At 55.1% G+C, this 22,694-nt stretch carries 25 protein-coding genes; 9 read left to right on the top strand and 16 right to left on the bottom strand.

Annotation, left to right across the window (positions count from 1 at the left end; translation table 11 throughout):
* From ACIQ20_RS11920 to ACIQ20_RS11880, 9 genes are all read right to left on the bottom strand, one after another.
* Positions 1-485, bottom strand: a 485-nt coding sequence (locus ACIQ20_RS11920) for a PotD/PotF family extracellular solute-binding protein (RefSeq protein WP_395780583.1), incomplete at its 3' end; no start/stop codon positions are given.
* Positions 486-518: 33 nt separating this feature from the next.
* Positions 519-1,919, bottom strand: a complete 1,401-nt coding sequence (locus tag ACIQ20_RS11915) for a glutamine synthetase family protein (protein ID WP_395780581.1) — start codon at positions 1,917-1,919, stop codon at positions 519-521.
* A 9-nt stretch (positions 1,920-1,928) separates the two neighbouring features.
* The gene (locus tag ACIQ20_RS11910; protein WP_395780579.1) at positions 1,929-3,314 is read right to left on the bottom strand and encodes a glutamine synthetase family protein; all 1,386 of its coding nucleotides are present in this window, start codon (positions 3,312-3,314) and stop codon (positions 1,929-1,931) included.
* A gap of 16 nt (positions 3,315-3,330) precedes the next feature.
* Positions 3,331-4,674: a transaminase gene (locus tag ACIQ20_RS11905; protein ID WP_395780577.1), complete on the bottom strand. Its 1,344-nt coding sequence runs from the start codon at positions 4,672-4,674 to the stop codon at positions 3,331-3,333.
* A 61-nt stretch (positions 4,675-4,735) separates the two neighbouring features.
* Entirely contained in the window at positions 4,736-5,407 is a 672-nt protein-coding gene (locus ACIQ20_RS11900) for a GntR family transcriptional regulator (RefSeq protein ID WP_395780575.1), read from the bottom strand.
* A 47-nt stretch (positions 5,408-5,454) separates the two neighbouring features.
* Positions 5,455-6,045, bottom strand: coding sequence for a malonic semialdehyde reductase (locus ACIQ20_RS11895; RefSeq protein ID WP_395780573.1), 591 nt, complete (start codon positions 6,043-6,045; stop codon positions 5,455-5,457).
* Positions 6,046-6,074: 29 nt separating this feature from the next.
* Positions 6,075-6,647: a NifU family protein gene (locus tag ACIQ20_RS11890; RefSeq protein WP_395780571.1), complete on the bottom strand. Its 573-nt coding sequence runs from the start codon at positions 6,645-6,647 to the stop codon at positions 6,075-6,077.
* A gap of 69 nt (positions 6,648-6,716) precedes the next feature.
* The gene (locus tag ACIQ20_RS11885; RefSeq protein WP_395780570.1) at positions 6,717-7,190 is read right to left on the bottom strand and encodes a universal stress protein; all 474 of its coding nucleotides are present in this window, start codon (positions 7,188-7,190) and stop codon (positions 6,717-6,719) included.
* Positions 7,191-7,202: 12 nt separating this feature from the next.
* The gene (locus ACIQ20_RS11880) at positions 7,203-8,240 is read right to left on the bottom strand and encodes a DUF2333 family protein (protein WP_395780568.1); all 1,038 of its coding nucleotides are present in this window, start codon (positions 8,238-8,240) and stop codon (positions 7,203-7,205) included.
* A 391-nt stretch (positions 8,241-8,631) separates the two neighbouring features.
* Between ACIQ20_RS11880 and ACIQ20_RS11875 the strand changes: the two genes are divergently transcribed.
* Positions 8,632-9,231, top strand: coding sequence for a c-type cytochrome (locus ACIQ20_RS11875; RefSeq protein ID WP_395780566.1), 600 nt, complete (start codon positions 8,632-8,634; stop codon positions 9,229-9,231).
* Positions 9,232-9,330: 99 nt separating this feature from the next.
* Here ACIQ20_RS11875 and ACIQ20_RS11870 read toward each other — a convergent pair whose 3' ends face one another.
* From ACIQ20_RS11870 to ACIQ20_RS11845, 6 genes are all read right to left on the bottom strand, one after another.
* Positions 9,331-9,618, bottom strand: a complete 288-nt coding sequence (locus ACIQ20_RS11870; protein ID WP_395780564.1) for a hypothetical protein — start codon at positions 9,616-9,618, stop codon at positions 9,331-9,333.
* Between the two features lie 21 nt (positions 9,619-9,639).
* The gene (locus tag ACIQ20_RS11865) at positions 9,640-10,827 is read right to left on the bottom strand and encodes a geranylgeranyl diphosphate reductase (RefSeq protein WP_395780562.1); all 1,188 of its coding nucleotides are present in this window, start codon (positions 10,825-10,827) and stop codon (positions 9,640-9,642) included.
* A 4-nt stretch (positions 10,828-10,831) separates the two neighbouring features.
* The gene (locus tag ACIQ20_RS11860; RefSeq protein WP_395780560.1) at positions 10,832-12,205 is read right to left on the bottom strand and encodes a BCD family MFS transporter; all 1,374 of its coding nucleotides are present in this window, start codon (positions 12,203-12,205) and stop codon (positions 10,832-10,834) included.
* Positions 12,202-13,116, bottom strand: coding sequence for a chlorophyll synthase ChlG (gene chlG, locus ACIQ20_RS11855; RefSeq protein ID WP_395780558.1), 915 nt, complete (start codon positions 13,114-13,116; stop codon positions 12,202-12,204). Before chlG ends, ACIQ20_RS11860 begins: the two co-directional genes overlap by 4 nt.
* A 226-nt stretch (positions 13,117-13,342) precedes the next feature.
* Entirely contained in the window at positions 13,343-14,773 is a 1,431-nt protein-coding gene (ppsR, locus tag ACIQ20_RS11850) for a transcriptional regulator PpsR (protein WP_395780556.1), read from the bottom strand.
* 35 nt (positions 14,774-14,808) lie between these two features.
* Positions 14,809-15,720 carry a B12-binding domain-containing protein gene (locus ACIQ20_RS11845; RefSeq protein ID WP_395780554.1) on the bottom strand — a complete coding sequence of 304 codons (912 nt, stop codon included), beginning with the start codon at positions 15,718-15,720 and terminating at the stop codon, positions 14,809-14,811.
* Between the two features lie 484 nt (positions 15,721-16,204).
* Between ACIQ20_RS11845 and bchF the strand changes: the two genes are divergently transcribed.
* From bchF to ACIQ20_RS11810, 7 genes are all read left to right on the top strand, one after another.
* Complete coding sequence (gene bchF / locus ACIQ20_RS11840) at positions 16,205-16,795, top strand: 2-vinyl bacteriochlorophyllide hydratase (RefSeq protein ID WP_395780552.1); 591 nt, start codon at positions 16,205-16,207, stop codon at positions 16,793-16,795.
* On the top strand, positions 16,792-18,258 hold the full coding sequence (locus ACIQ20_RS11835) for a BCD family MFS transporter (protein ID WP_395780550.1): 1,467 nt from the start codon (positions 16,792-16,794) through the stop codon (positions 18,256-18,258). Before bchF ends, ACIQ20_RS11835 begins: the two co-directional genes overlap by 4 nt.
* 18 nt (positions 18,259-18,276) lie before the next feature.
* Complete coding sequence (puhA, locus tag ACIQ20_RS11830; RefSeq protein WP_395780548.1) at positions 18,277-19,059, top strand: photosynthetic reaction center subunit H; 783 nt, start codon at positions 18,277-18,279, stop codon at positions 19,057-19,059.
* Positions 19,056-19,724, top strand: a complete 669-nt coding sequence (gene puhB / locus ACIQ20_RS11825) for a photosynthetic complex putative assembly protein PuhB (RefSeq protein WP_395780546.1) — start codon at positions 19,056-19,058, stop codon at positions 19,722-19,724. The genes puhA and puhB overlap by 4 nt, the downstream gene beginning before the upstream one ends.
* Positions 19,725-19,806: 82 nt before the next feature.
* Positions 19,807-20,268: a photosynthetic complex assembly protein PuhC gene (puhC, locus tag ACIQ20_RS11820; RefSeq protein ID WP_395780544.1), complete on the top strand. Its 462-nt coding sequence runs from the start codon at positions 19,807-19,809 to the stop codon at positions 20,266-20,268.
* A gap of 43 nt (positions 20,269-20,311) precedes the next feature.
* Entirely contained in the window at positions 20,312-21,148 is an 837-nt protein-coding gene (gene puhE, locus ACIQ20_RS11815) for a putative photosynthetic complex assembly protein PuhE (protein ID WP_395780542.1), read from the top strand.
* Positions 21,145-21,723, top strand: a complete 579-nt coding sequence (locus ACIQ20_RS11810; RefSeq protein WP_395780540.1) for an isopentenyl-diphosphate Delta-isomerase — start codon at positions 21,145-21,147, stop codon at positions 21,721-21,723. The genes puhE and ACIQ20_RS11810 overlap by 4 nt, the downstream gene beginning before the upstream one ends.
* Before the next feature lie 13 nt (positions 21,724-21,736).
* Here ACIQ20_RS11810 and ACIQ20_RS11805 read toward each other — a convergent pair whose 3' ends face one another.
* Entirely contained in the window at positions 21,737-22,354 is a 618-nt protein-coding gene (locus ACIQ20_RS11805; RefSeq protein WP_395780538.1) for a TetR/AcrR family transcriptional regulator, read from the bottom strand.
* Between the two features lie 113 nt (positions 22,355-22,467).
* Between ACIQ20_RS11805 and ACIQ20_RS11800 the strand changes: the two genes are divergently transcribed.
* Positions 22,468-22,694 (top strand): hypothetical protein (locus ACIQ20_RS11800; protein WP_395780536.1); only part of this gene is annotated, 227 nt, incomplete at its 3' end.

Raw genomic sequence — 22,694 nt, 5'->3', positions numbered from 1 at the left:
GGCATGGAATATTTCCGACCGGGGTCAAAGTCTGCATCTTGGAATTCTGGCAACAGATTTTTCTTGTTCGGGATTTTGGCATGATCCAAGGGGGCCAACATTTTAGCCTCTATCATGCGAGCCACATATTCATTGGATGGCATGATAAGGTCAAAGCCAGGGTTGCCGGCGCGAAATTTGGCAAACAGCTCATCATTAGTGGCAAATAAGGTCATATTGACCTCAACGCCACTGGCGGCCTTGAAGTCTGCCAAGGTGTTCTCGCCGATATAGGTGTCCCAATTATAGAAGGCGAGTTTATTACCTTCCGAGCCTTCGATCACCAACTTGCCATCCGATTTCGCTTCAGGCTCGGCAGGCGAACAGCCTGAAAGCGTGAGCGCCGCAGCCGTTGCACCGAAAGCGGCCATGAAGGCCCGGCGCGAATGGGGTCTAAGTCGCAGGAACAGATCAACTTCTTCACGTGATAGTGGTCGTTCAGTCATTCACGTATCTCCCTCTCAAGTTACATCTGTGGTTTAGGCGTTCCGGAAACACCAATCATAATCCGCAAGCGGAACATGTGCAAAGTAGCGGTCCTGCTCGGTTCGCTTAACAATGGTATACATGGCTTGAAAACGGGCACCCAGATAGTCTTTAAGGACTTCAGATGATGCAAAAGTGTCCACAGCCGCAAACCAATTCTTGGGCAAATCTACGGGGGCCTTATCAGCCTGTGCATAGCCATCGCCCGCAATTGCGGGACCGGGGTCGAGCTTATTTGTCAGGCCATAGTGGACGCCCGCCAACATAGCAGCCAGCGCCAGATACGGATTGGCATCAGCTCCTGAAACACGATGTTCGACGTGCCGGCTCGCTGGCGGCCCTGCTGTAACGCGCAAGCCAACTGTCCGATTGTTTACGCCCCAGGTAGCCGCCACCGGGGCATAGGAATTGCCAACAAAGCGGCGGTAAGAATTCTGGTTCGGCGCGAAAATTGCTATGCCTGCTGGGAGTAGCTGCTGCATCCCTGCGATTGCGTGGCGCAGCGCTGGTGTACCTTGGGGATCCTCACTAGCGAAAATATTGCGGCCATCCTGATCAAGGACGGAGACGTGCAAATGCTGACCATTGCCGGCGCGCCCTTCAAAGGGCTTGGCCATAAATGTCGCTTCAAGGCCATGGCTGACTGCACAGCCTTTGACGAGGCGCTTAAACATCATGGCTTCATCGGCAACCCGTAGCGCATCCGCGCGATGTTCCAGTCCGATCTCTAACTGCCCTGGAGCGAATTCACTGATCGCGGCTTCAATCGGCAAGCCCTGGGCTTCTGCCGCGTCATAGAGGTCACGCAAATAGGGCATGTAGTCATCAAGCTCGCGTAGGCCATAGACTTCATGGCCGGACGGCGTGTGGCCAGTGATCGGCGAGGATGGCAAGGACGGGGCTTGGCCGGCATAACGCTGGTCCAGAAGATAGAATTCAAGCTCGCAGGCCACATCAGGCGTTAGACCGTCAGCAGCAAAACGGTCCAAAACACGCTGCAGAACGTGGCGTGGATCAAGGTCGCTACCTGGTCCATCCAATTCATAGAGCGACAACACGCATTGGGCGATGTCTTCGCCTAACCAAGGCGCTTTGAACAAGGTATTTGGCGCGGGCTTAGCCAAGCGGTCGGCATCCCCATCTTCCCAAACAAGCCCGGTTGCCTCGCAATCGGCTCCTTGCATATCCACCACGGTTATGGAACCGGGCAAATAGCGGCCATGACCATAGACGGTCAAAAGCTCATGGGGACGAATGCGCTTGCCCCGCGGTGGACCGCTCATAGGATTATAGAGAATATCAATAAAGCTGATGCCGGGATTTGCGGCCAGAAAGGCTTCTGCCTCTGCTTTGGCAGCAATGCCGTACGTGTGTTGGGTTGGCTTTTTAGACAAAACAGGACCTCAGACTTTCAAGAGTAAATGTTCGCGTTCCCAGGCCGACACGACCCCTTCAAATGCATCAAGCTCATCCAGCTTAACGGCTGCAAACACGCGACAGAAATCTTCACCCAAGACTTCTCGCATGGGTTCACAATTTTGGAAACGCCCCAATGCCTCATCCAAGGTGCGTGGGAGCGAGCGGGGCATCCGGTAAGCTGATGTGGTGATCAGGGGCCCGGGCTCTAGCCCCTGCACCATGCCAACATAACCGCAGGCCAGCGACGAGGCGATGGCGAGATAAGAGTTGGCATCGGCCCCGGGTAGACGATTTTCAACACGTCGATTGCGGCCATCACTGATAGGCGTGCGCAGACCGCAGGAGCGATTATCTAGCCCCCATTGCACATTGATCGGTGCATCAAACTGGGGTCGCATCCGGCGGAACGAGTTTACATTCGGCGCAAAGAGAGGTGCAACATCGGGAAGATACGTCTGCAGCCCACCGACGAACGAGCGGAACAATTTGCTGTCTGTGCCATTGGTATTGGCAAACAGATTGCGGCCCGTCTCCTTATCCACCAAAGACTGGTGGATGTGCATGGCGCTGCCGGGCTGATTATCCATCGGCTTGGCCATAAAGGTCGCATAGACATTCTGCGATAACGCCACTTGGCGTACGATGCGTTTGAACATCAAGACCTGATCGGCCAATTCCAGCGCATCTCCGTGGTTGAAGTTTACCTCCAACTGCGCGGCACCGGCTTCGTGGATCATCGTGTCGATATCAAGTTCCGCAATCTCGCAATATTCATAGATTTGTTCGATCAGATCCTCATATTCGTTGATCGCTTCAAGGCCATAGGGTTGAGACACGGTTTCGGCGCGGCCCGACCGTCCGACCGGGGTTTCAAGCGGCAGATCGGGGTCGATATTTCGGGCCGTCAGGAAGAATTCGACTTCGGGTGCCACGACGGGTTCCCAACCGCGCTCGGCATACAGGTCGAGCACCCGGCGCAGAACTTGGCGTGGGGCAATATCAATCAGCTTGCCAGCATGGGTGTACGCATCTGTCACCACATAGGCCGTCGGGGTCCTATAGCCTGGTGCAACACAGATCGAGGAAGGATCGGGGACAAGCACGCAATCTGGATCGAGCGTGCCAGAAAACCCATCTTCATCGTCGGACTCAGCATCTGGATATTCGCCGGTCACCGTTACACGCAAGATCGAAGAAGCAATCCGCAACGTGTGGTTAGACACGCCCTTCAAGAAACGCGCGGCGGGCACAACTTTACCCCGGATAATGCCGTTCATGTCCGGCAAAATCAGCTCAATTTCAGAAACGCCTTTCTCTTTGATCCAGGCCTCGAGACGCTTGTGGATGCTAGGGTCTGTTTCAAACGACATGGTTCACCAATTTCCGCTAAATAATCTCGTTAAGGATTGAATTGAGAGCCGCAACATAAGCTGCTGGTGCCTCTCTGGATAGGCTTGGTCCCGCCAACAGCATATTGTGGAAGGGCGTCACCAAGAAGCCGCGGTTTAACAGACCAAGATGGATCGCAGCCTCAAGGTCATAATCAAAGGTCGCCCGCATTTGTTCTGCATTGGTGGGCAAGCTGGGCGCAAAGACGGTCTCTAATCGTGCACCTAACCGAATAACCGACCACGGCAGACCAAGATGCGCGATTAAGCGCGTGATACCATCTTCCAACGCAATGGCCCCGGTAATCATGGCGGCATAATTGGTCTCGGTCATGACGTTCTCTAGGCATGCCCGCAGCGCTGCCATCTGCAAGGCCGAGCCCGACAAAGTTGTCCCAACGCCGGAATGCCCGGATGGGATTTCAGCGCGCACCCGTTCAATCCCAAGCTTCACCTCTTCGGTAAAACCCCAAACGCCGGTTGGTATGCCCCCTGCAACGGCTTTACCGGCAACCCAGATGTCGGGTTCAAGGCCGAAAGTCCCCGTCCAGCCGCCAGGTCCGGTGGAGAGGGTGTGCGTTTCATCAATCAGCAAAAGGGTACCATGCGCGCGGGTTAAACGGCGTACCTCATCCAGAAAGCCTGGCGCCGGCGCGACCATGCCGCAATTGGTCAAAGCCGGCTCCATAATCACACATGCGATGTCGCCCGGCACAAATGCAGCAGCCAGCGCCTCCACGTCATTAAAGGGCACACAGGTGGTTACGGCCGCCAAATCATAAGCCTGGCCCCAGAGACTGGGCTTGGCCACCGTCTGGCCTGCCGTCAGATTAACCGCAGTTTCATCAACCGCCCCGTGATAGCAGCCGTCAAAGACGAGTATCTTCGACCTTTTGGTGATGGCCCGCGCAGCACGAAGGGCAAAGCGATTGGCATCTGACGCGGTCAAAGTAATCTGCCAATATGGCATGCCAAACCTAGCCTGCAGGAGGCTACCGACTTCTTCAACATCGGCAGATGGCAACATGGAGGTAAGCCCTCGCGATGCTTGTGCCTGCACGGCCTTAGCAACGGAGGCGGGATTGTGACCGAACATGGCACCCGTGTCGCCCAAACAAAGATCGGTCAGCACATGGCCGTCAAGGTCAGTCAGGCTTGTTCCGCTCGCTTGTTGGACCACTAAGGGAAACGGCATCGGCCAGTCCAACATCCAATGCTGGGGCACCCCGCCGAAAAAGCCGTTCTCTTGGTTCGCGCGCGCGGCAGACAGGGGTCGGCTTAGCCGATAAGCAGCGCTTTCGCGCGCCTTAAACTCCCTCAACTTCTCCCTGACGATCGGCACATTCCACCTCAGAGTTTGTTATAACGTTCTAGGGGTGGGCTTGGTCAAGCCAAAAACGGCATTAAATGCGGTTTATCATCCAGTCGAGGCCATCTTGTACATCTGCGGCAATCGCTGCTCGCAATCCCGCCTCATCTCCACTTTCAAGCGCCTTCAGCGCATCGCCGTGGCGATCGGATAGATCAAGTTCATTAACCGCATCGGGAAACATCAGCCGCATGAAGGGACCGAACCGGACCCAAATACTCTCAATCATTGGGATAATGACCGTTGAAGGGCATGCACGGTAGAGGCCGAAGTGGAATGCGTGGTTGCTGGCCATATAGCCGACAATATCACCCTGCCTTAGTGCCGCATCCATAGAGTCATTGGCTTCTGCCATCGCTTGGCGGTGGTTGATGGTAATGAAGGGTAGCGCTTTTGCCGCTGCCTCTGGCTCCAACAGCGTGCGAGCGCGCATCAATTCCACGATCCCGGTCCGGTCCATTTCAGGCACCGTGATCCGCCGGGTTGCTCCCATGCTAAGGGCATGCTCTGCCGTTAACCGCCAGACAGCATCCCGCACAGGCGTAACGCTGCCGCCCAGCTCGGTTGCCAGCGACCGCAGGCTGAGACTATCGCCCGGCGCAAATGCCCCACGCGAGAGGCGGGCCCGCAATTCTTGATAAATCGCCTCGTGCAACGGTTCAGCACGATCGACAGCCTCTCCGGCGGGGATTTCTGATACAGACATATTTCTATTGTTCGGTTATTTTGCTTGCGCTGTCGATCATTTTCCGATCACAAAACTTGGCAAGCGGTCTCAAATGACAGACGAGGCAAGCGCGGGAACAAGTCTTTATCTGTTCCATGACCTAAATTTACCAGGAAATTCGATTTCCAGCCATTTTCTTTGAAAAAGGCACCATCGACGCCCGCATTATTAAAGCCGCTCATTGGGCCACAATCCAAACCCAGTGCGCGGGCCGCCAACATTAAATAGCCCCCTTGGAGTGTGCCATTGCGAAAAGCGGCTTCCGCGCCACCATCTGGCATGCCGGAGAACCACTTGGCAGCATCGGGATTATGGGGAAACAGCTCTGGGATTTTCTCGTAAAACTTTGGATCACTCGCCACGATCACGGTCCAAGGTGCCGACATGGTTTTGTCGACATTGTCGGGTGCCAAATAGGGCTTTAGCTTTGCTTTACCTTCCGCCGAGCCAATAAAGGCAAACCGTGCGGGCGAACAATTCGCGCTAGTCGGTCCCCATTTCGTGAGATCATAAACAGCGCGCATCAAGCTTTCAGGCAAAGCCTCCTCAACCCAGCCATTGCGGGTGCGGGCATCGACAAACAATTGGTGCAAAGCTGTATCGTCTAACACGCCCATCACGATCTCCCTTCAAAACAGGAATAAGCCTACAAAGCCTGCTCAACCCGCAAAACTTCCGGGACATAATGCTTGAGCATATTTTCAATGCCTTGCTTCAAGGTGATGGTTGAGGATGGACAGCCGGCGCATGAACCCCGCAGGCGCAGATAGACGGTTCCTGTCTCGGGCTCAAATCGATCGAAATCTATGTCACCGCCATCTTGGGCAACAGCGGGGCGTACACGCGTCGCCAACAATTCTTCAATCTCGCGCACGATCTGTGCTGCATCGCCACTATAGGCACCAGCCGAAGAAGCGGGTTCAGCGGTGACGCTGTGTGTCATCACCGGCGCACCCGAGACAAAGGTGTCCATGATGGCACCCAACAGTGATGGCTTAATATGGGGCCATTCGGTCTCAGCATCCTTAGTCACCGTGATAAAATCAGCACCAAAAAAGACACGGCGAACCCCGTCAATCTTGAACAAGGCGGCAGCTAACGGTGACGCAGCGGCGGCCTCAGCGTCGTTAAATTCGATTGCCCCGGCAGGATGCACATCGCGGCCGGGCAAGAACTTCAAAGTGGCGGGGTTCGGGGTTGCTTCGGTTTGAATAAACATGGGTTAGACATGGGCCTCTTGGTACAGAAATTCAACGTCTATTAGGACTGGGCGGGGGATTTGGATGCTCTAGGTCGCAAGGTCTGCCAATTCTTCATCACTTAGTCCCGCTGGCACAATCATGATAGCCACCGCACGGGCTCCAAAGCCGAAGCCGCCACGCATGGCTGCAGCCACCAAAGGCCCCGGCCCACCGCGCCCGGCTGCAGCGGCAAGAAGCAAGGTTTTCACGCTAGGCGTTGCATCAATAAAGGCGCGGATCTGGTGATCCAACGTTCCTTCCTGCACCACCAATTCAGGTGCAAGACCTGCAGCCTGCCACGCAACATCGGATAGCTTTTGCAAATCGTCTAAAGCCTCGAGGCGCATACGCTCCCGCATCGCTTCGCCCATCGCTGACCATAGCCCTGGATCCATTGGTTCCACCACGCGCAGAACAATTAGTTTCGCATCCGTGCTGGCAGCCCGAAGCGCCCCAAAGTAGACAGCGGCCCGGCACTCTGGGCTGTCATCAGCAATACAGAGAAGTTTGCGCTCGCCCATGTCTTTTATCCGTTAGCGTTGCAGGATGTCGGTGATCTCGCGCATTTTCGAGCGCGCGCGGAGAAGGTAGAAGCCCTCGGTCGACAAGTGGTTTGGCATCAAGAGCGCATTGGGTGAAGCATTTTGCACGATCAAGGGCTGTAAGCTGGCGGCAGTAGCAAGATCTGCTAGCATCGCATCATACAAACCTGCTACCCTGCGCTCTACAATTACATCTTTGAAGTCTTCGCGCACGGCGCGCAAAGCAATGAAATAGGCGTAGGATTGGCCTTTGACAAAATAGAATAACTTGTCGGCCCGCCGATCAATAAAGACCTTTCGACCTGCGCCTATCTGCTTCTCTAAGGCATCAGAGGACGACCCGAGGTCGAGGGCCGATCGCGCCAATAAGGCCTGCAAATTGTCCGCGCGCTCATCGAAAACCGCCCTACCGTCCGCGACGCGCGCATTATATGCGATCAAAGCAGTGCGCGCTTTGCGGTATTCTTGATCCGCAGAGGAGGTCGGCCAAGGGTCGAGCAACCACGTGTCCGGCTGACGTGACAAGCCCTGCCGCGCGCGGCCAAGATCTGGATCGGCTGCCGAGGTGCCGCGCGAACGGCCAACATAGCTTTCGATCTCTACAGTGATATTGGACAAAGCCTTGACCATACCCGACTGGAAATTGGCCATGTTGCCGCCATAGCGCAGGAGGGCTGCTGGCTGGAAAGGCTGGGTATTGGGAGCCCAGGCGGTTTGATTGATTTCACGGTCGATCAGGCCAGCGATGACGGCAATAGTGCGCGATGCACCTGGGCCTGGATCATCAGCCTTAAAATTCAGATCATCATTGATTCGGTGGGTAAGGACGGCCCCCAAAATGTAATAGATCGGAACAGTGACCAAAACACCGGCTATTGCCAAAGCTTGCCAACCCCGCTTTGGCTTGGCGGTGACTGGCGCAGCAGCAGGGGCGGCCTCCGCCGCGGCAAATGGGTCCTTGGCGGGCATTGGTGTAACCACACGCTTGAGACCAGCCAGACTATGTCGCACGCGTTGACCAAAATCCATCTGACGTCTCCGAATAAATAACCTGCTAGGGCCACCTTGGTTTCAAGTGGCGCTGCCTTGCATCCAAATCAATAACGACAACCCGTTCTATAGCAAGTCAAGAACCAAGGGGCGGCGGTGAAATCGACCAGGCTAAGCCATGTTCTTGATTGTGACTCTAACACGGATCCGCTCAAAAAAGTCGCTCGAGACTTTGGAACTTATAGGAACTCCCCGTTTGGTAGTACCGTAAATAGTCAAAAATAGAATCGAAACAAAGTCGCCTCAACTCACCACGATCCAACTGGCGGATTTTACGTCAGTCACAGGTTCGTGTCTCTGGACCTCAAGCGAATTCGCTCTATAGTAAAAACATCAGAAGGCTTCGACGCCGATTTTGAGAGGAAAAACCATGAAAAGACGAATTTTGGGTTCTGGAATTGCTGTCTCGCTCGCGGCGTTGGCTCTGGTAGCAGGCTGCGGACAACAAGCAAGCCAGAAGGCAGAAGCACCTGCCCCGGCTACTGAAGCTGCAGCGCCTGCTGCGACAGAAACTGCTGCCGCTCCTGCGGCTGAAGCAGCCGCGCCTGCCGCCGAAGCTGCAGCCCCGGCAGCTGATGCTGCGGCTCCTGCCGCTGCTGCGGCGGCTCCTGCCGCTGGTGCCATGGTCATGGCGATCACGGATAAAGCAGGTGCGACCCTGTCTGGCGACGCAACCAAGGGTGAAGCCGTTTTCCGTCAGTGCCAAACTTGCCACGTCGTAACCCCTGGTGTGAACAAAGTTGGCCCATCCTTGCACAACATCATTGGCCGCACCGCAGGCCAAGTTGCCGGCTTCCGTTATTCTGAAGCGAACAAGAAGTCCGGGATCACCTGGACCGAGCAAGAACTCTACACCTATCTGGAGAACCCAAAAGCTCGCATCCCAGGCACCATTATGGCCTTTGTTGGCATCAAGGATTCGCAGAAGCGCGCAGATTTGGTGGCTTATCTGAAGACTCACACCAACTAAGTTGGATAGCCAGTCTCGGCCAGCTTAAATTGGCAGGCTATAAGTCTAGAAGGCGGGATGCATTGGCGTCCCGCCTTTTTCATGTGCGCTGGAACGCGTCTATATCTTGCGGCGTGCAAGGTCAGTTAGGTGAAGCGGTAACGAGAGGGCAAGAAACAAAGCAACCCAAACCAGGCTGGATTGCGTCAGGGCTGCCCGCAAAGCTAACATCAGGCACGCACCTGGGCCTAGGGCCAGAATAAGGGTGAACGCACGCGTCCCCAAGGTCCCGCTTTTTCCGAACAGGCAGAGGACCAGAAATTCCAAAACCACCACCGCCAATGCCACGTCTATCGCAAGGCCGGAGACAAACAGGTGGGTGAGTATGGGCGGAAAATTATCAGGCATTTCGGGCTTGTGCCTGCGCCTTCACGAAGGCGAGAGACCCAGCAAATGGCCCATATCCTTAAAGAAAATGCGGGCATGGGCCGCAGGCTTAGCCCGCACCAATTCCTTATTCATATAGGCCTGCCAAGTCAGATATTGCACATCGGGATCGTCGCAGATTTGGACAAATCGCTCCCGGCGCTTGTCGCTGCGGTACCAGAAGTGCTGCATGATCCCCAAAACCCAGAAGACTTTGCCGTGCGCCTTCATGAAACGCTGGCGGGCCAGCTTAAGCGCCGAGACTTTGCCGGTACCGAGTGCTTCTGAAACCGCATTGGCGGCTTCGCGACCACAGACCATCGCATAATAGATGCCTTCACCTGACGATGGGGCAACAACACCTGCGGCGTCACCGGCCAGAAGAACATCGCGCCCATTGTCCCAACGCTTGAGTGGCTTTAGCGGGATGGGCGCGCCTTCGGTTCGCACCGTCTCACAGACGTCAAGACCTGATGCCGCGCGCAAATCCTTGATGGCACCGCGCAGTGAGAAGCCTTTGTGTGCGCTTCCGACGCCAATACTGGCGGTCGATCCATGCGGGAAGATCCAGGCATAGAAATCTGGCGATAAATGGCCTTGGTAATAGACATCACACCGGCTTGGGTCGAAGTCGCCCGATATTGTTTCCGGCACAGCGATAATTTCATGATAAGCAAAGACGCAAGGGATTTTCTCGGCACCCTTGATGGTTTGTTTGCCGACTTTAGATCGCGCGCCATCCGCTCCAATCACATAGCGGGCAGTGGCTTGTTGAGCTTGGCCTTCGCCATCGACATAATGGATTAGGCTCGGCCCATCGGCTTGATGCTCCAAACGTTCAAACTCACCCTTGCGCCGTTCGGCACCTGATTGGGCAGCCCGTTCGCGCAGGAACTCGTCGAATGTATCGCGATTGACCATGCCGACATAGCCGCCTTCAATCGGCATATCGACCGTTTTGCCGCTGGGTGCGATCATACGGGCGGCATTGGCGTGGGCGCAGAGAAGATAGGCTGGAATATCAAAATCGCGCATGAGGCGCGGCGGAATGGCTCCACCACACGGCTTGATCCGACCTGCTTTGTCCAACAGCATCACACGATGACCTAGCAATGCAAGATCGGTCGCCGCCGTTGCCCCGGAAGGGCCGCCGCCCACGACTATGACATCAAATTCTGCGGGCTTGGCCATCATCTTATCCTTGTGTCAGGGGGGAGCCCCGTCCCATAAGCTGGGTTGGCCCATCTATTTGCGCGGAGGCGCGCGACTTTTGGTGATCAAGGCGGCTGGCGAGATAAGCCGCGACCAGGAAGAGAGCGCCTTCAATGACAAAGACAACGAGGAAGGCATGGCCCGTTTCAGGCAATACCGCCCGCAAACCATCAACGCCCATGGCTCCAAAGAAGCCGCCAAGACCAAAGGCTATGGCTTGAGCGGCCCCCCAAATCCCCATTCGAATGCCAACACGCGACTTCTGCCCGCTCCCTGCTAGCCCCATCATGGAGCCGATGGCAGCGACGGCAAAAACGCCATTTGCAAAGCCCAAGGCAAAGACGGTTGGCTTAAGGGGCCAGCCAGGGCCAATTTCAGCTGCAGCTGCTAAACCCAAAAGCGCAAGCGCGGAGCCTATGCAGCCAAAGACCGCCCATGTTGCTAGCCGGTTCTTGCCTGAGCGCGAGCGGCGCCCGCCAATCGCCCCGGTTAAAATCATGCCCAACAAAACACCCATATTCTGAACGCCAGACAGCTGGGTCGATTGACCAGGCGTCATTTGGAAGACCAAGCCGGCAAAGGGCTCCAAAATGAGGTCCTGCGCACTATAAGCCAGCATCGACACGAACACGAAGATCGAGAAATTGCGCGCCAATGGCTCTGCCCAAATCTCCTTCAAAGCCTGACGAAACGGCACAGGCTCAAGAGCCTCCTCTGCTGCTTCAGGCTCCGCCACCACAGCACCTTTCGGCAACTCAACACCATGGACAGCGGCCAAGGTTACCAAGAAGGCACAACCGGCAACAGCTGTCGCCGCAAAAGTCAAAGCTTGTGCGCTAAACGGTGTAATCAATTGACCGACCGCGATGGACGAAACAACGATCCCAACAATCATCATGATCCAAGTGATAGACGCTGCAGCCGGGCGCCGCTCGGGGGCGACACGCGTTGCCAATAGGGCCAGAAGCGAAGTGCCGGATGCGCCGACGCCCATCCCAATCATGAGATACGCTATAACGGAGAGCAAGACGCCGAGTTCAGGCGTGTTTGCCATCATCAAAGCGGCATGGGTGGCAGCTATCGCGCCAAGGCATAGGCAAGCCATGCCCCCGATAATCCAGGGTGTGCGTCTGCTACCTAAATCTGAACCATAGCCCCAGTGTGGCCGGGTGATCTGCACGGCAAAGTGCAAGCCAACGAGGGCCGCAGGTAGCATAGCTGGCATCGCCATCTCGACCACCATTACCCGGTTCAGGGTCGAGGTCGTAAGCGCCACAACTGCGCCAAGCGCGCTTTGGACAAGCCCCAGACGGGCAATGCCAAGCCAACCTAAAGGCTTGTGTGAAGGTTGGGTCATGCATTTCCTCCAAGCAGAGAGCCGACGCCAATGGCGCTGACCAGCATACCCAACACATAAAGGCTGGTACCCGTCGCATTATACCAAGGCGTGTGTTTCAAGGGGTCGCTCAAAAGGCGGCGCATCAAGGCAAACTGGGCAAGCAAAGCAATCAAAACGCCAGCGGCGTATGGCCACAGACCCCAATAGATGAGCAGACCCACCACTACGGCCTGAGGGACAGCCATCACCAAGCAAGCAAAACGAGCCGCACCATCGACCCCCATAACAACTGGCAGAGATCTAAGCCCCAGCTGACGGTCGCCCTCAACGGCTTTAAAGTCATTCAGGGTCATGATGCCGTGTGCGCCTGCCGCATAAAGTCCGGCCAGCAATAGAATTTTTATGTCAGGCAGGGTTTGGGTGACAACTGCGGCACCGGTAAACCAAGTTAGACCCTCATAGGAGAATCCAACAGAGGCAGGCCCCCACCAGCCACTTTGCTTAAGGCGGAACGGCGGCGCGCTATAGGCCCAAGCGAGCACAATCCCAAGTGCCGCGGCCACCAGAACCCAAGGACCCAATGTGGCTGCGAACAAGAGGGACACAATTGTCCAAACCATCGCAATCCAAAGACCCCAACGACCAGGAATTCGCCCAGAGGGGATTGGACGATTAGGTTCATTGATCGCGTCGACATGGCGATCAAACCAGTCGTTCACAGCTTGGCTGGTGGCACAGATCATTGGCCCCGCCAAAATTGCACCTGCCAATGCCAAAGGCCACACTTCAGAAAACGGGGCCCCGGTGGAAACGACACCGCACATGAAGGCCCACATCGGCGCAAACCAGGTAATAGGTTTGAACAGCTCTAGCACCGCTTTGGGCGCTGGAAAGTTGGATCGGACCAAGGGTGCAGCTGTCTCGTTCATAGGCCAAGCCTATGTTGGACACTCAATAGTGTCAATTAAATTCGACACTATTTGATCAGCAGGGAATTTCTGAAAATGACTTTGTTTTCAATACATTCGGGCAATAGCTGTTGCTCGAACTTATGTGCCTATCGCAACGTTGATCCAAAAAGATCAAGCCATGCTCCAAAATCGGAAATCGCTGGCAGCTTGCTAAGCAATGGCTCGATCAAACGAGGGAACAACCCTATTGGGTGTCGTCGTCAAAATTGCCAATGCCAAAGCGATGAAGCTTTGAGTAAAGACTTTGGCGGCTGACGCCTAAAATCTCTGCAGCAGACGCGCGATTGTTGCCAGTCAGATCCAAGGCTGCTTCGATGCAAAGCCTTTCAACAAAATCAGTGGTGTCGCGCACGATTTCCTTCAAAGAAACTCGGCCCACCAGCTCACTCATATCCGCCGGGGAACGAACAAGTTCTAATGGCTGTTGGCCACGCTCCATCTCGCGGCGACTGACGCGACGGATGCTGAAGCCATAGAAGCTGTCATCCCCCTCAGGAACCGATACCGCGCACACTTCGACATCTTCCAATTCACCAAATTGGGTTTGCAAGACAGTCGGGAAATTGCGGACGACGCCATATTTGACAAGGTTTTCGAGTAGGATATTGCGGTCAACGCCCGGCCGACCCAAAAACCGTGTCAGGGTTTCGCCATTGGCCTGCTCTGGAGTTGGCAAATGAACCAGATCGAGGAAGGCCGAATTCTCTGTGAGAATATTCAGTTCCCGGTCTGTGACCACTAGACCATCTGGCAGGAGGTTAATCGACGCCAACATACGATGGCTACTGTCTACTGCAATGGGCTCAGATCGTTCAGCGGGAACCAACCGAACCAGGAAGTGCATGCTGCGGTCCTGCCTAAAGAGGGAGGCGCTCACATTCAACTGTCGACCATTTGATGTCAGGCTGGTTTGCGGAGCCGAGCGGCTGGTTGAAGCCTGAGCGACCGAAAGAAGTGACGCCGCATCTTCTTGGTTTTGCACCGCAAACAGACGCGAAAATGGCTTACCAACAAGGGACCCATCTCCACCGATCAGGCGGTCTGCTGCTGGATTGGCCTCTGCGACACGACGGGTAGAGCCGTCAATGATGAGAACAGCTTCGCTGGTCGACTGAAACAGCATACGATAGCGCGATTCAGACGTGCGCATCCGCGCATAGTCCCGCTCCATCGACTGCTGCGCTTGCAACAGACGCTGCTGCAGGACGGATGCGGCGCGATGGTCACGGCCAATAGCAATAATGCGACCATCATCCCCGGTGCCGACGGCCACATAACGTAAGGCAACAGAATCGCCCCGACGAGAAGGGTGGTTAAGCTCGCGCCAGCGGATCGCTTTATCGGACGCTGCATCACGCAACATCTCTTCTACCTTTGGACGGCTATCCTGCGTGACCGTATCTGACCAAGGCTTATTTACCCAGCTTTCAAAATCATCGAGCTGCAGGTCTGAATTGGCGACGGCCAAATCGCAAATCACACCATCGCGGTCTATAACAATGGCCACATCGCCACCCGCAGCCAGAACCTTAACTGCAATCGAAGCCTCTAAGTCGCCAAGCGCTGCCGGTTGCAGCAATGGACCGAAGTTTTGATTGGCGGGGGTATGTTCCATATGCGCGATAAAAACCTTGAAACTAGCATAAACGGTTAATGCCTGTGAGTGTGCTCGTATATGACTGTTTCAGCGATGGCGATAGCTTCTCTGCCGTCACTAGCAGAGAAATCGGCCCCGATGCTTGCTGCCATTTCAGGCCGCCCAACAATGTGGCTACCACCAATCATCACGAGAATATGGCGATTGTGTGAGACTTTACGCACCTGACGGATCAATTCTTTGACAAATGGGACCTGAGCGTCGCCAGAAATGCCGATTCCGAGGATATGGAAGCTCTCACTGCCCACAATTGCCAAGACGTCATTGATGCGTGAATTGGGCTCACACAGGGTTCGCCAGCCCGCACGCCTAAACAATTCGTCCACCATGCGGATGCCAAAGCTGTGCATTTCGCCCGCTGGCGTCACAAAAAGACCCGATGCCAAGTCTGCGCGAATATCTTTTTCGTCGCGATCAGCGTCGCTCAACCGATTCAAAAGTGTCTGCAGCCGACCAAGGCCAATCGTGACATCTGAGAATGACGCAGTGTCATCCTCCCACATGGAGCCCAAATGCCGAGCTGCCGGAGCCATCAGATCAACATAAACTTCATCCAAGCGGAGGCCAGAATTCAAATAGGCCTGCAGAATAACCTCAACATCATCGACTTCATGGGTGAGCAGGATATGGGCGAGATCAATCACGGCGGTCTGCCCCGGCTCTTTGCCGGAGACCTGTCCGAGGTTTTGGTCGCGATGGGTTTTGTGGGCCAGCATGAGTCGAGGAATAATGTCCCCTTCTACCATCTGCGCCAGCAACTCCATAATCTTCACGTCCGTTGATTTGTCGCCGCTAGGCGCCGGAGCGGACTCAGTTTTTTTCCAAGCTGGCGCTGAGCCTTGATTGATATCTTCTTGGCCGTGGTTTCTGGGGTCCAAGTGCACTAAGGTGTCTTGATTGGACATTTTGCTTCTCCAGATCTTTTTCGGAGTCACACCGTCTCGTGCGCGTCCAGCTACGCGCTGCCCCCTGTTGTTGGTTCCCGCCTTACGAGGAATTCAATCATCAGGTCATCCCAAACCAGTGTAGCAGCCTTATTTTCTAAGCTTTATCTGACCTCTGGTTCCATCAACTTACACGAAGATTCAATATGGGCCAGAGCCAAATTGAAAAATTTATCCCCAAAAGTCAAAAAGTGTCAGTTTTATTAGGCGTCCAAATAACTTGACAATCAAAGTGGGCGTGCGAAACTGAGAGATGGCGTGGACACTTTTCGTCGAACGCTGCCGGAAATCAAGAATGCATTCCTTGCATATCTCATCAAAATCAGTGTCTTCGCATTCATTTTGCGAGTGCGAAGCTGCGCCTGCGATAGAGCAGGGTGCGAGATGTGAAGGGGTTCATGCGGCCGAGATTTTCAGTGCGGATCAAGCAGGTATTGACTGTGTTTTGTCCAACATTCCTGTCAGTACGGCCAGTCCGGCGACCGCAGAACGGTCTAAATCGGCAAAAAAGCCGCTCTACACGCCTGAGCAGCGGGCGCGACGTGATGCGACACCTTGGACTTTGGTTCAGGCTATCTTGGCACCGTTACAATTTCTGGTTTTCCTGATCAGTCTGGGCTTAGTCGCTTACTATCTCGGCACTGGAAAAGGGTATGAAGCGGCAACGATCTCCATCCTGATCAAGACATTCTTGCTTTACACTATCATGATTACGGGCTCGATCTGGGAAAAAATAGTCTTTGATGAATGGCTCTTTGTTGAGGCCTTTTTCTGGGAAGACGTCTTTTCGATGCTGGTCCTCGCCCTCCAAACTCTTTACGTTGTCGCGCTTCTCAACGGCTGGTGGACCCCTGAACAACAGGTCTACATCGCGGTCGCTGCCTATGGAACTTACGTGATAAATGCTGCGCAATTCCTTTGGAAACTGCGCGTAGCGCGCCTTGAAGGCAAGAAAAGTGATACGAGTTCGCAGAGCGGGCAGATGTCGTCTTCCCATGCAGCGTCAGGCTCCAATTGGGCAGGGCAACAAACATGACGCCCCAGGCCGAGAAAATTGCTGCTGCCTGGCGTCAGTTATTTGTCAGCATGCTGCCCTTTGCAGACTCCGCAAGCAAAGATTTGCCGATTAGCCGGCTACTACGCTTATCCTTGTTTCAAATTTCTACGGGGATGGCCGCGGTCCTATTAACCGGGACACTCAACCGGGTCATGATTGTCGAGCTTGGCGTGAGTGGCACTTTAGTCGCCTTGATGGTGTCCCTGCCGCTCTTGTTTGCACCATTGCGCGCCCTGATCGGCTTTAAATCTGACACGCATAAGTCTTACTTGGGCTGGCGTCGCACGCCGTTTGTTTTTATGGGTACCATGGCGCAATACGCCGGACTGGCTATTATGCCATTCGCCCTGCTGATCCTGTCAGGCGATGGTCAAGGGCCAATCATCTTTGGACATATCGGAGCGGCACTTGCTTTCTTGCTCGTCGGTGCCGGGATGCACACCACCCAGACAGCAGGCTTGGCCTTGGCAACCGACCTTGCAACGGACGAGACCCGGCCGCGCGTCGTGGCACTCCTCTATGTCATGCTCTTGGTGGGCATGCTGATTTCATCTCTGATTCTGGGCGGCTTGTTGATGGATTTTAACGCTATGCGCCTGATCCAAGTCATTCAAGGCGCAGCGGTTGTTTCGTTTATCCTAAATGCCGTCGCCGTGTGGAAGCAGGAGATTCGCAATCCCGCCCTGACGGCACCAGACCGTATAAGGCCTGTCTTTAAGGACCAATGGAACCTGCTCATGCAGCAGGGGCGCACGGTTCGCCTGCTTGTTGCAACGGGCCTTGGCGCTGGTGCCTTTGCGATGCAGGATGTCCTGTTAGAGCCCTATGGCGCTGAAGTTCTCGGCATGGATGTCGGCTCCACAACCGCATTGACTGCCCTTTGGGCTGCAGGGACTTTGACCGGTTTTGCGTTTGCCTCCCAACAACTGAGCCGGGACGGCGAAGCCCATCGGCTCGCAGGCTATGGTGCCCTAATCGGCGTTGTGGCCTTTGCATGTGTCATCTTGGCCGGGGCGCTTTCATTGACCCCTCTCTTCTGTTTAGGCGTGATCGGCATCGGCTTGGGCGGCGGCTTGTTCTCGATTGGTACGCTGACTGCGGCCATGGCTTTGGCCAGTGAGGGTCAGCAGTCCGGGCTCGCTCTTGGGGCGTGGGGCGGCGTGCAGGCTACAGCGGCCGGCCTTGGTATAGCGCTTGGTGGCGGCATTCGCGACCTCGGCGCTCAAATGACTGCTTCCGGGGCATTGGGAGCGGCGTTCAGCGGCCCAGCGACAAGCTATGGCATTGTCTATCATTTGGAAATCGGACTGCTGTTTGCAGCTCTCGTGGCGATCGGTCCGCTCGCCAAGCACGCGCCGGGCCCATCAAGAATTCGAGAAGCACAAGAGACCAACAACACAGGGGAGCGTCGTTTTGGGCTCTCGGAATTCCCAACCCTCTAACTACGATGGAGAAGTGACATGTATAACCAATATTTCGCGGGGACCGTGGATGTCACAGAGATAGTTCTCTATCTCTTCTTTGCCTTTTTCTTCCTGTTGGTACTTTACCTTCTGCGCGAGGGTCGGCGCGAAGGTTTCCCACTTGAGGATGATGTCACTGGCGCTCTGGAATCTACCCCAGGCGGGCTTTTTCCCTCCACGCCAAAGACCTTTCACATGCCTGACGGTAGTAAGCTGGTCAAACCAGACGCATCTCGCGACACCCATGTAACCCAGTTTAAGCGGACAGCTGCGTGGTCTGGCACTCCAATTGAGCCCGACGGCAATCCGTTGTCGGCAGGCGTTGGTCCAGGCGCTTATGCCATGCGCGCGGATACGCCAGACATGACCAATCATGGCACGACGCGCCTTGCACCGCTGCGCATCGCAACCGATTATTCGATCGACAAGAAAGATCCGGACCTGCGCGGCTTTGCTTTGGTGGGTCTCGACGGGTCAGCCGCCGGGGCCATTAAAGACATTTGGGTAGACCGGGCCGAATTCCTCGTCCGCTATCTTGAAGTCGATGTCACGCCTGAAGGTGGGCCGACCAAGCATGTGCTCGTGCCAATGACTATGTGCGTCGTGCAAAAGAACCTCAGCCGGGTTCGCCTTGATGCAGTCTTGGGTAGCCAAGTCGCAGGCGCGCCAACTCTGGCCAATCCAGACCAAGTGACCTTGCTCGAAGAAGAAAAGATCGTTGGCTACTTTGGTGCAGGTTATCTCTACTCCACACCTGATCGGTCGGAGCCAGTACTATGAGCGTCGAACACGATTTTGAACCCATTCGCGGCCTGCCAGGCGATCTACCACAGGGTGAAACTATCCTCTGGCAGGGGGAGCCTGACTGGATTTTGATGGCACGACGCGTATTCCGAGTTGACTGGGTCGCGGCTTATTTCGTGCTGTTGATGATGTGGCGCGTCGTTGAGGGAACCGCCGATGGCCAGGACCTTGGCGCGGCGCTTCTGGCCGCGGCTTGGGTAGCCCCGATCGGCATGGTCGGTCTAGGCCTACTGGTGGGCTTGGCCTATTTGAATAGCCGCACGACGGTCTATACATTGACCAATCGCCGCTTGGTCATGCGATTTGGCGCAGCCATGACCAAAGCAATCAATATCCCCTACAAGATTATTGAGAGCGCTGCAGTCAACCAATTGGCGGACGGCAGTGGCGATGTCGCTTTGCAATTGATGAAGCCCAACAAAATCTCGGTCGTATTGCTTTGGCCCCATGCCCGTCCTGGCTTCATTGTTCAGCCGCAACCATCGCTGCGTTGCCTCCGCGACGCAACCAAGCCTGCAGCCGTTCTGGCCGAAGCACTGCGCCTCACCCATGAGCAAACACATGCCACTACCCCACGCGTAGACGATGTCTCAAAGGCGTCAAACGGTGCGGGCATTGGGGCAGAACCAGCTCTCGCCTGACTTGCCTTGGGCCCGCCTGGCTTCGGCAAGGCGGGCCCAAGCGCTTCACAAACGCCTTAAGTCCAATGGAAGGAAAGTTACCATGAGTGCAATTGACCATGAGCCATTTCCAAAAGCGGCCTTATTTGCTGCGGGCAGCTTGATCGCTTTGTCGCTGGTCGCTGCAGTCGTGGGGCGCTATCAGAATCTCAATCCGCCAATAGATTCAATTGTTTCAGCGCCTATTCCCAGCACTGTGCTCAAGTTGCGTTTTACCGATGAAGCTGACGGCTCTGTCATCGTACGCAATGCCACGACGGGTGCGACGCTGGACGTCATTGTGCCTGGCGAAGATGCTTTTATCCGCGCTGTGATGCGGGGTTTTGTGCGTGATCGTAAAGTGCGCAATATTGGTGCTGAGGTACCGTTCAACCTGTCCTTATACCCGAACAAGCGCTTGACGATGTCTGATCCAACAACAGGCAAGGAGATCGATTTGCGCGCCTTTGGTCCAACCAATGAGGGGGCGTTTGCTCGATTTTTGGCCACGCCAGAGGCTAGATGATGGCAGGCTGCCGCTTCAGTTTTCGTACTAAGCGAGCCCGCTAATGGACCTCGCCACCCTTGCTGCGCCGATTGTAACCACAGTTTTCGCCTGGTGGTTCAGTACGGGCATTATTCTGTTGCTGGTGCGGCTACCGCAGAAGAGTTACGGCACTGCGCTCAGCCTGTTTGCTTTGGTCGTAGCGGTGGCCACCGGTGGCGTGATTATCACAGCGGGTGACGATACCACATTGGCGGCTTACATTGCGGCTGGCTGCGCATTGTGTATCTGGGGCTGGCATGAAGCAAGCTTCCTGATGGGCAAGATTACTGGGCCCCGCCCAGCGGCTTGCCCGCCCGATGCCAAAGGCTGGACGCGCTTTAAATTTGCGACTTTGACGGTCATCCATCATGAGATCGCGATTTTTCTAACGCTTCTGGCACTGATTGGTCTGACCTGGGGCCACCCGAACCCAGTAGCGGCTTGGACATTTGGCATCTTGTTCGCGATGCGGATTAGCGCCAAACTCAACATCTTTCTTGGCGTTCCCAACCTGACAGATGAATTCTTCCCGGCACATCTAGAGCATCTGAAATCCTATTTGCCCAAGCGCCCGATGAACGCGTTAATGCCGGTTTCAGTAATAGGATCGCTTATTCTGTGCGCCTGGCTCATGACCCAAGCCGATCGGGCCAGCGAAGGTTCGGCCATGGCAACAGGCTTTGTCTTGTTATTCACCTTGGCTGCCTTAGCTCTTTTGGAGCATTTCTTTATGGTCTTGCCAGTTCAAGATGCTGCGTTGTGGCGGTGGGCTTCGCCGAGTAAGAGCGTGCAGAAATCAGAAGCAAAATCAATCGAGGACAAGGGTCCAAGCCCAACTTCATTGGAGTCGACAAAGTGAACCATCTTGTAGCGACCCCAGTTGAGCCGTTCTTGTCCCAAAAGCCGCGCGAACCGTCACGCCCGCTAGTCATTCCAGCTATTGGGTCAGATGGCCTTTTATTTCCGATTGAGAAGCTTAAAGCACATAAAGATGGAACTTTGCATCTCGCCGTTTCCATATTTGTCTTTTGTGGTCCAAAACTTTTGATCCAGAAGCGAGCACTCAGCAAATATCATTGCGGCGGCCTATGGGCGAATACCTGCTGTACGCATCCTCACTGGAACGAAGCACCAGAAGACAGTGCACGCCGCCGATTATTTGAAGAGCTTGGCCTCAAGCTCGACCTCCAGCCAGCGCGTGTGGTTGAGTATTATGCAGAAGTCTCCAATAATTTGATCGAGCATGAGCGCGTTCAGGTGTACCGCGCGGATGTTGCAAGCCAGAATCTCGCCTTTGACCTTGCTCCGGAAGAAGTAGCTGACGTTCGGTGGGTAGACGTGCGCGAACTCAAAGCGGATGCCTCCGCAAACCCGCAGCTCTATGCGCCTTGGTTCAAGATTTATTTGGCCCGATGGCATGAACTGGGCCTTTAGGACCAAAAGGTTCTTAATCCGCCAGTCTGGATAGAATGTCGTCCAAAAGACGGGTTACGACTTCGCGCGCCTCTTGAATCGATAGATCCTGCTCAAACCGCAATGCGTGCCAGTTTTGGAAACTCAAGACCACTTTGATGCTGCGGGTAGATAAGTCGTCAGCCAGAATATGTTCCGGCAGCAAGGCTTCCACCGTACTGGCTTCCAATTGCAAAGTTCGTCGATATTCCTCGGTCAGAAAAGCTGAATGAAAGCGCTTAAAACTTGTCGAAAGCCGAAAGGGGTGGATGCGCTCAAAAATAGTGGTGCGTCTCTCGACAACGTTCACAAGCCGCTCTTTCCAGACAACCCCGGTCACAGGCTCATCAAGGAGCGGAATAACTTCTGCCGAAACCCGCTCACTCACTTCTTGATACAGCGTATCCATATCGTCGAAATGGCGGAACACCGACCGCAAGCCGACACCGGCGACTTCAGCAACGCGTGCCGCGCTGGGGGACAAATCGCCTCCCTCTACCAGTTGAAGGAGAGCAGAAACGATCTTGTCGCGACTGGTTTGACTGCGCGCACGACGGCCGTCGCTAGGCGGATCGGATGGGAAACGTATATTTAGGATCGTTGCAGAAGGCATCGTTAATCTCTTGCCTTAAAAAGCCAAAATGGCAAGTCAAACTACCAGCCGACCTGCTTGTCGACACCATATTGACATGCTAAGTGTCAATAAATGTAGCTGAGGTGTGTCAGATGATTGGATTGAGTATCGCGGCGTCTATCCTGTCTGTGCTGGCAGCAAGTCCGGGCGAAGCCACGCCAACCACTAAGCAGCGAGACGATGTGCGCAAAGCCTGTATGGCAGATGTGATGCGCCTGTGCCCGCGGGAAGCTTCTGCCCGCGACCGTCAGGGCGTTCGCGCCTGCCTCAAGGCTAATCTCTCCAGGACCTCACAAGCGTGCCAAACCAGCTTGAGGAC

It is taken from the genome of Aquidulcibacter sp., from assembly GCF_044346625.1.
Taxonomy (GTDB): Bacteria; Pseudomonadota; Alphaproteobacteria; order Caulobacterales; family Aquidulcibacteraceae; genus Aquidulcibacter.
The sequence above is the reverse complement of the archived record's forward strand: the minus strand, read 5'-3'. Positions and strand labels throughout refer to the sequence as shown.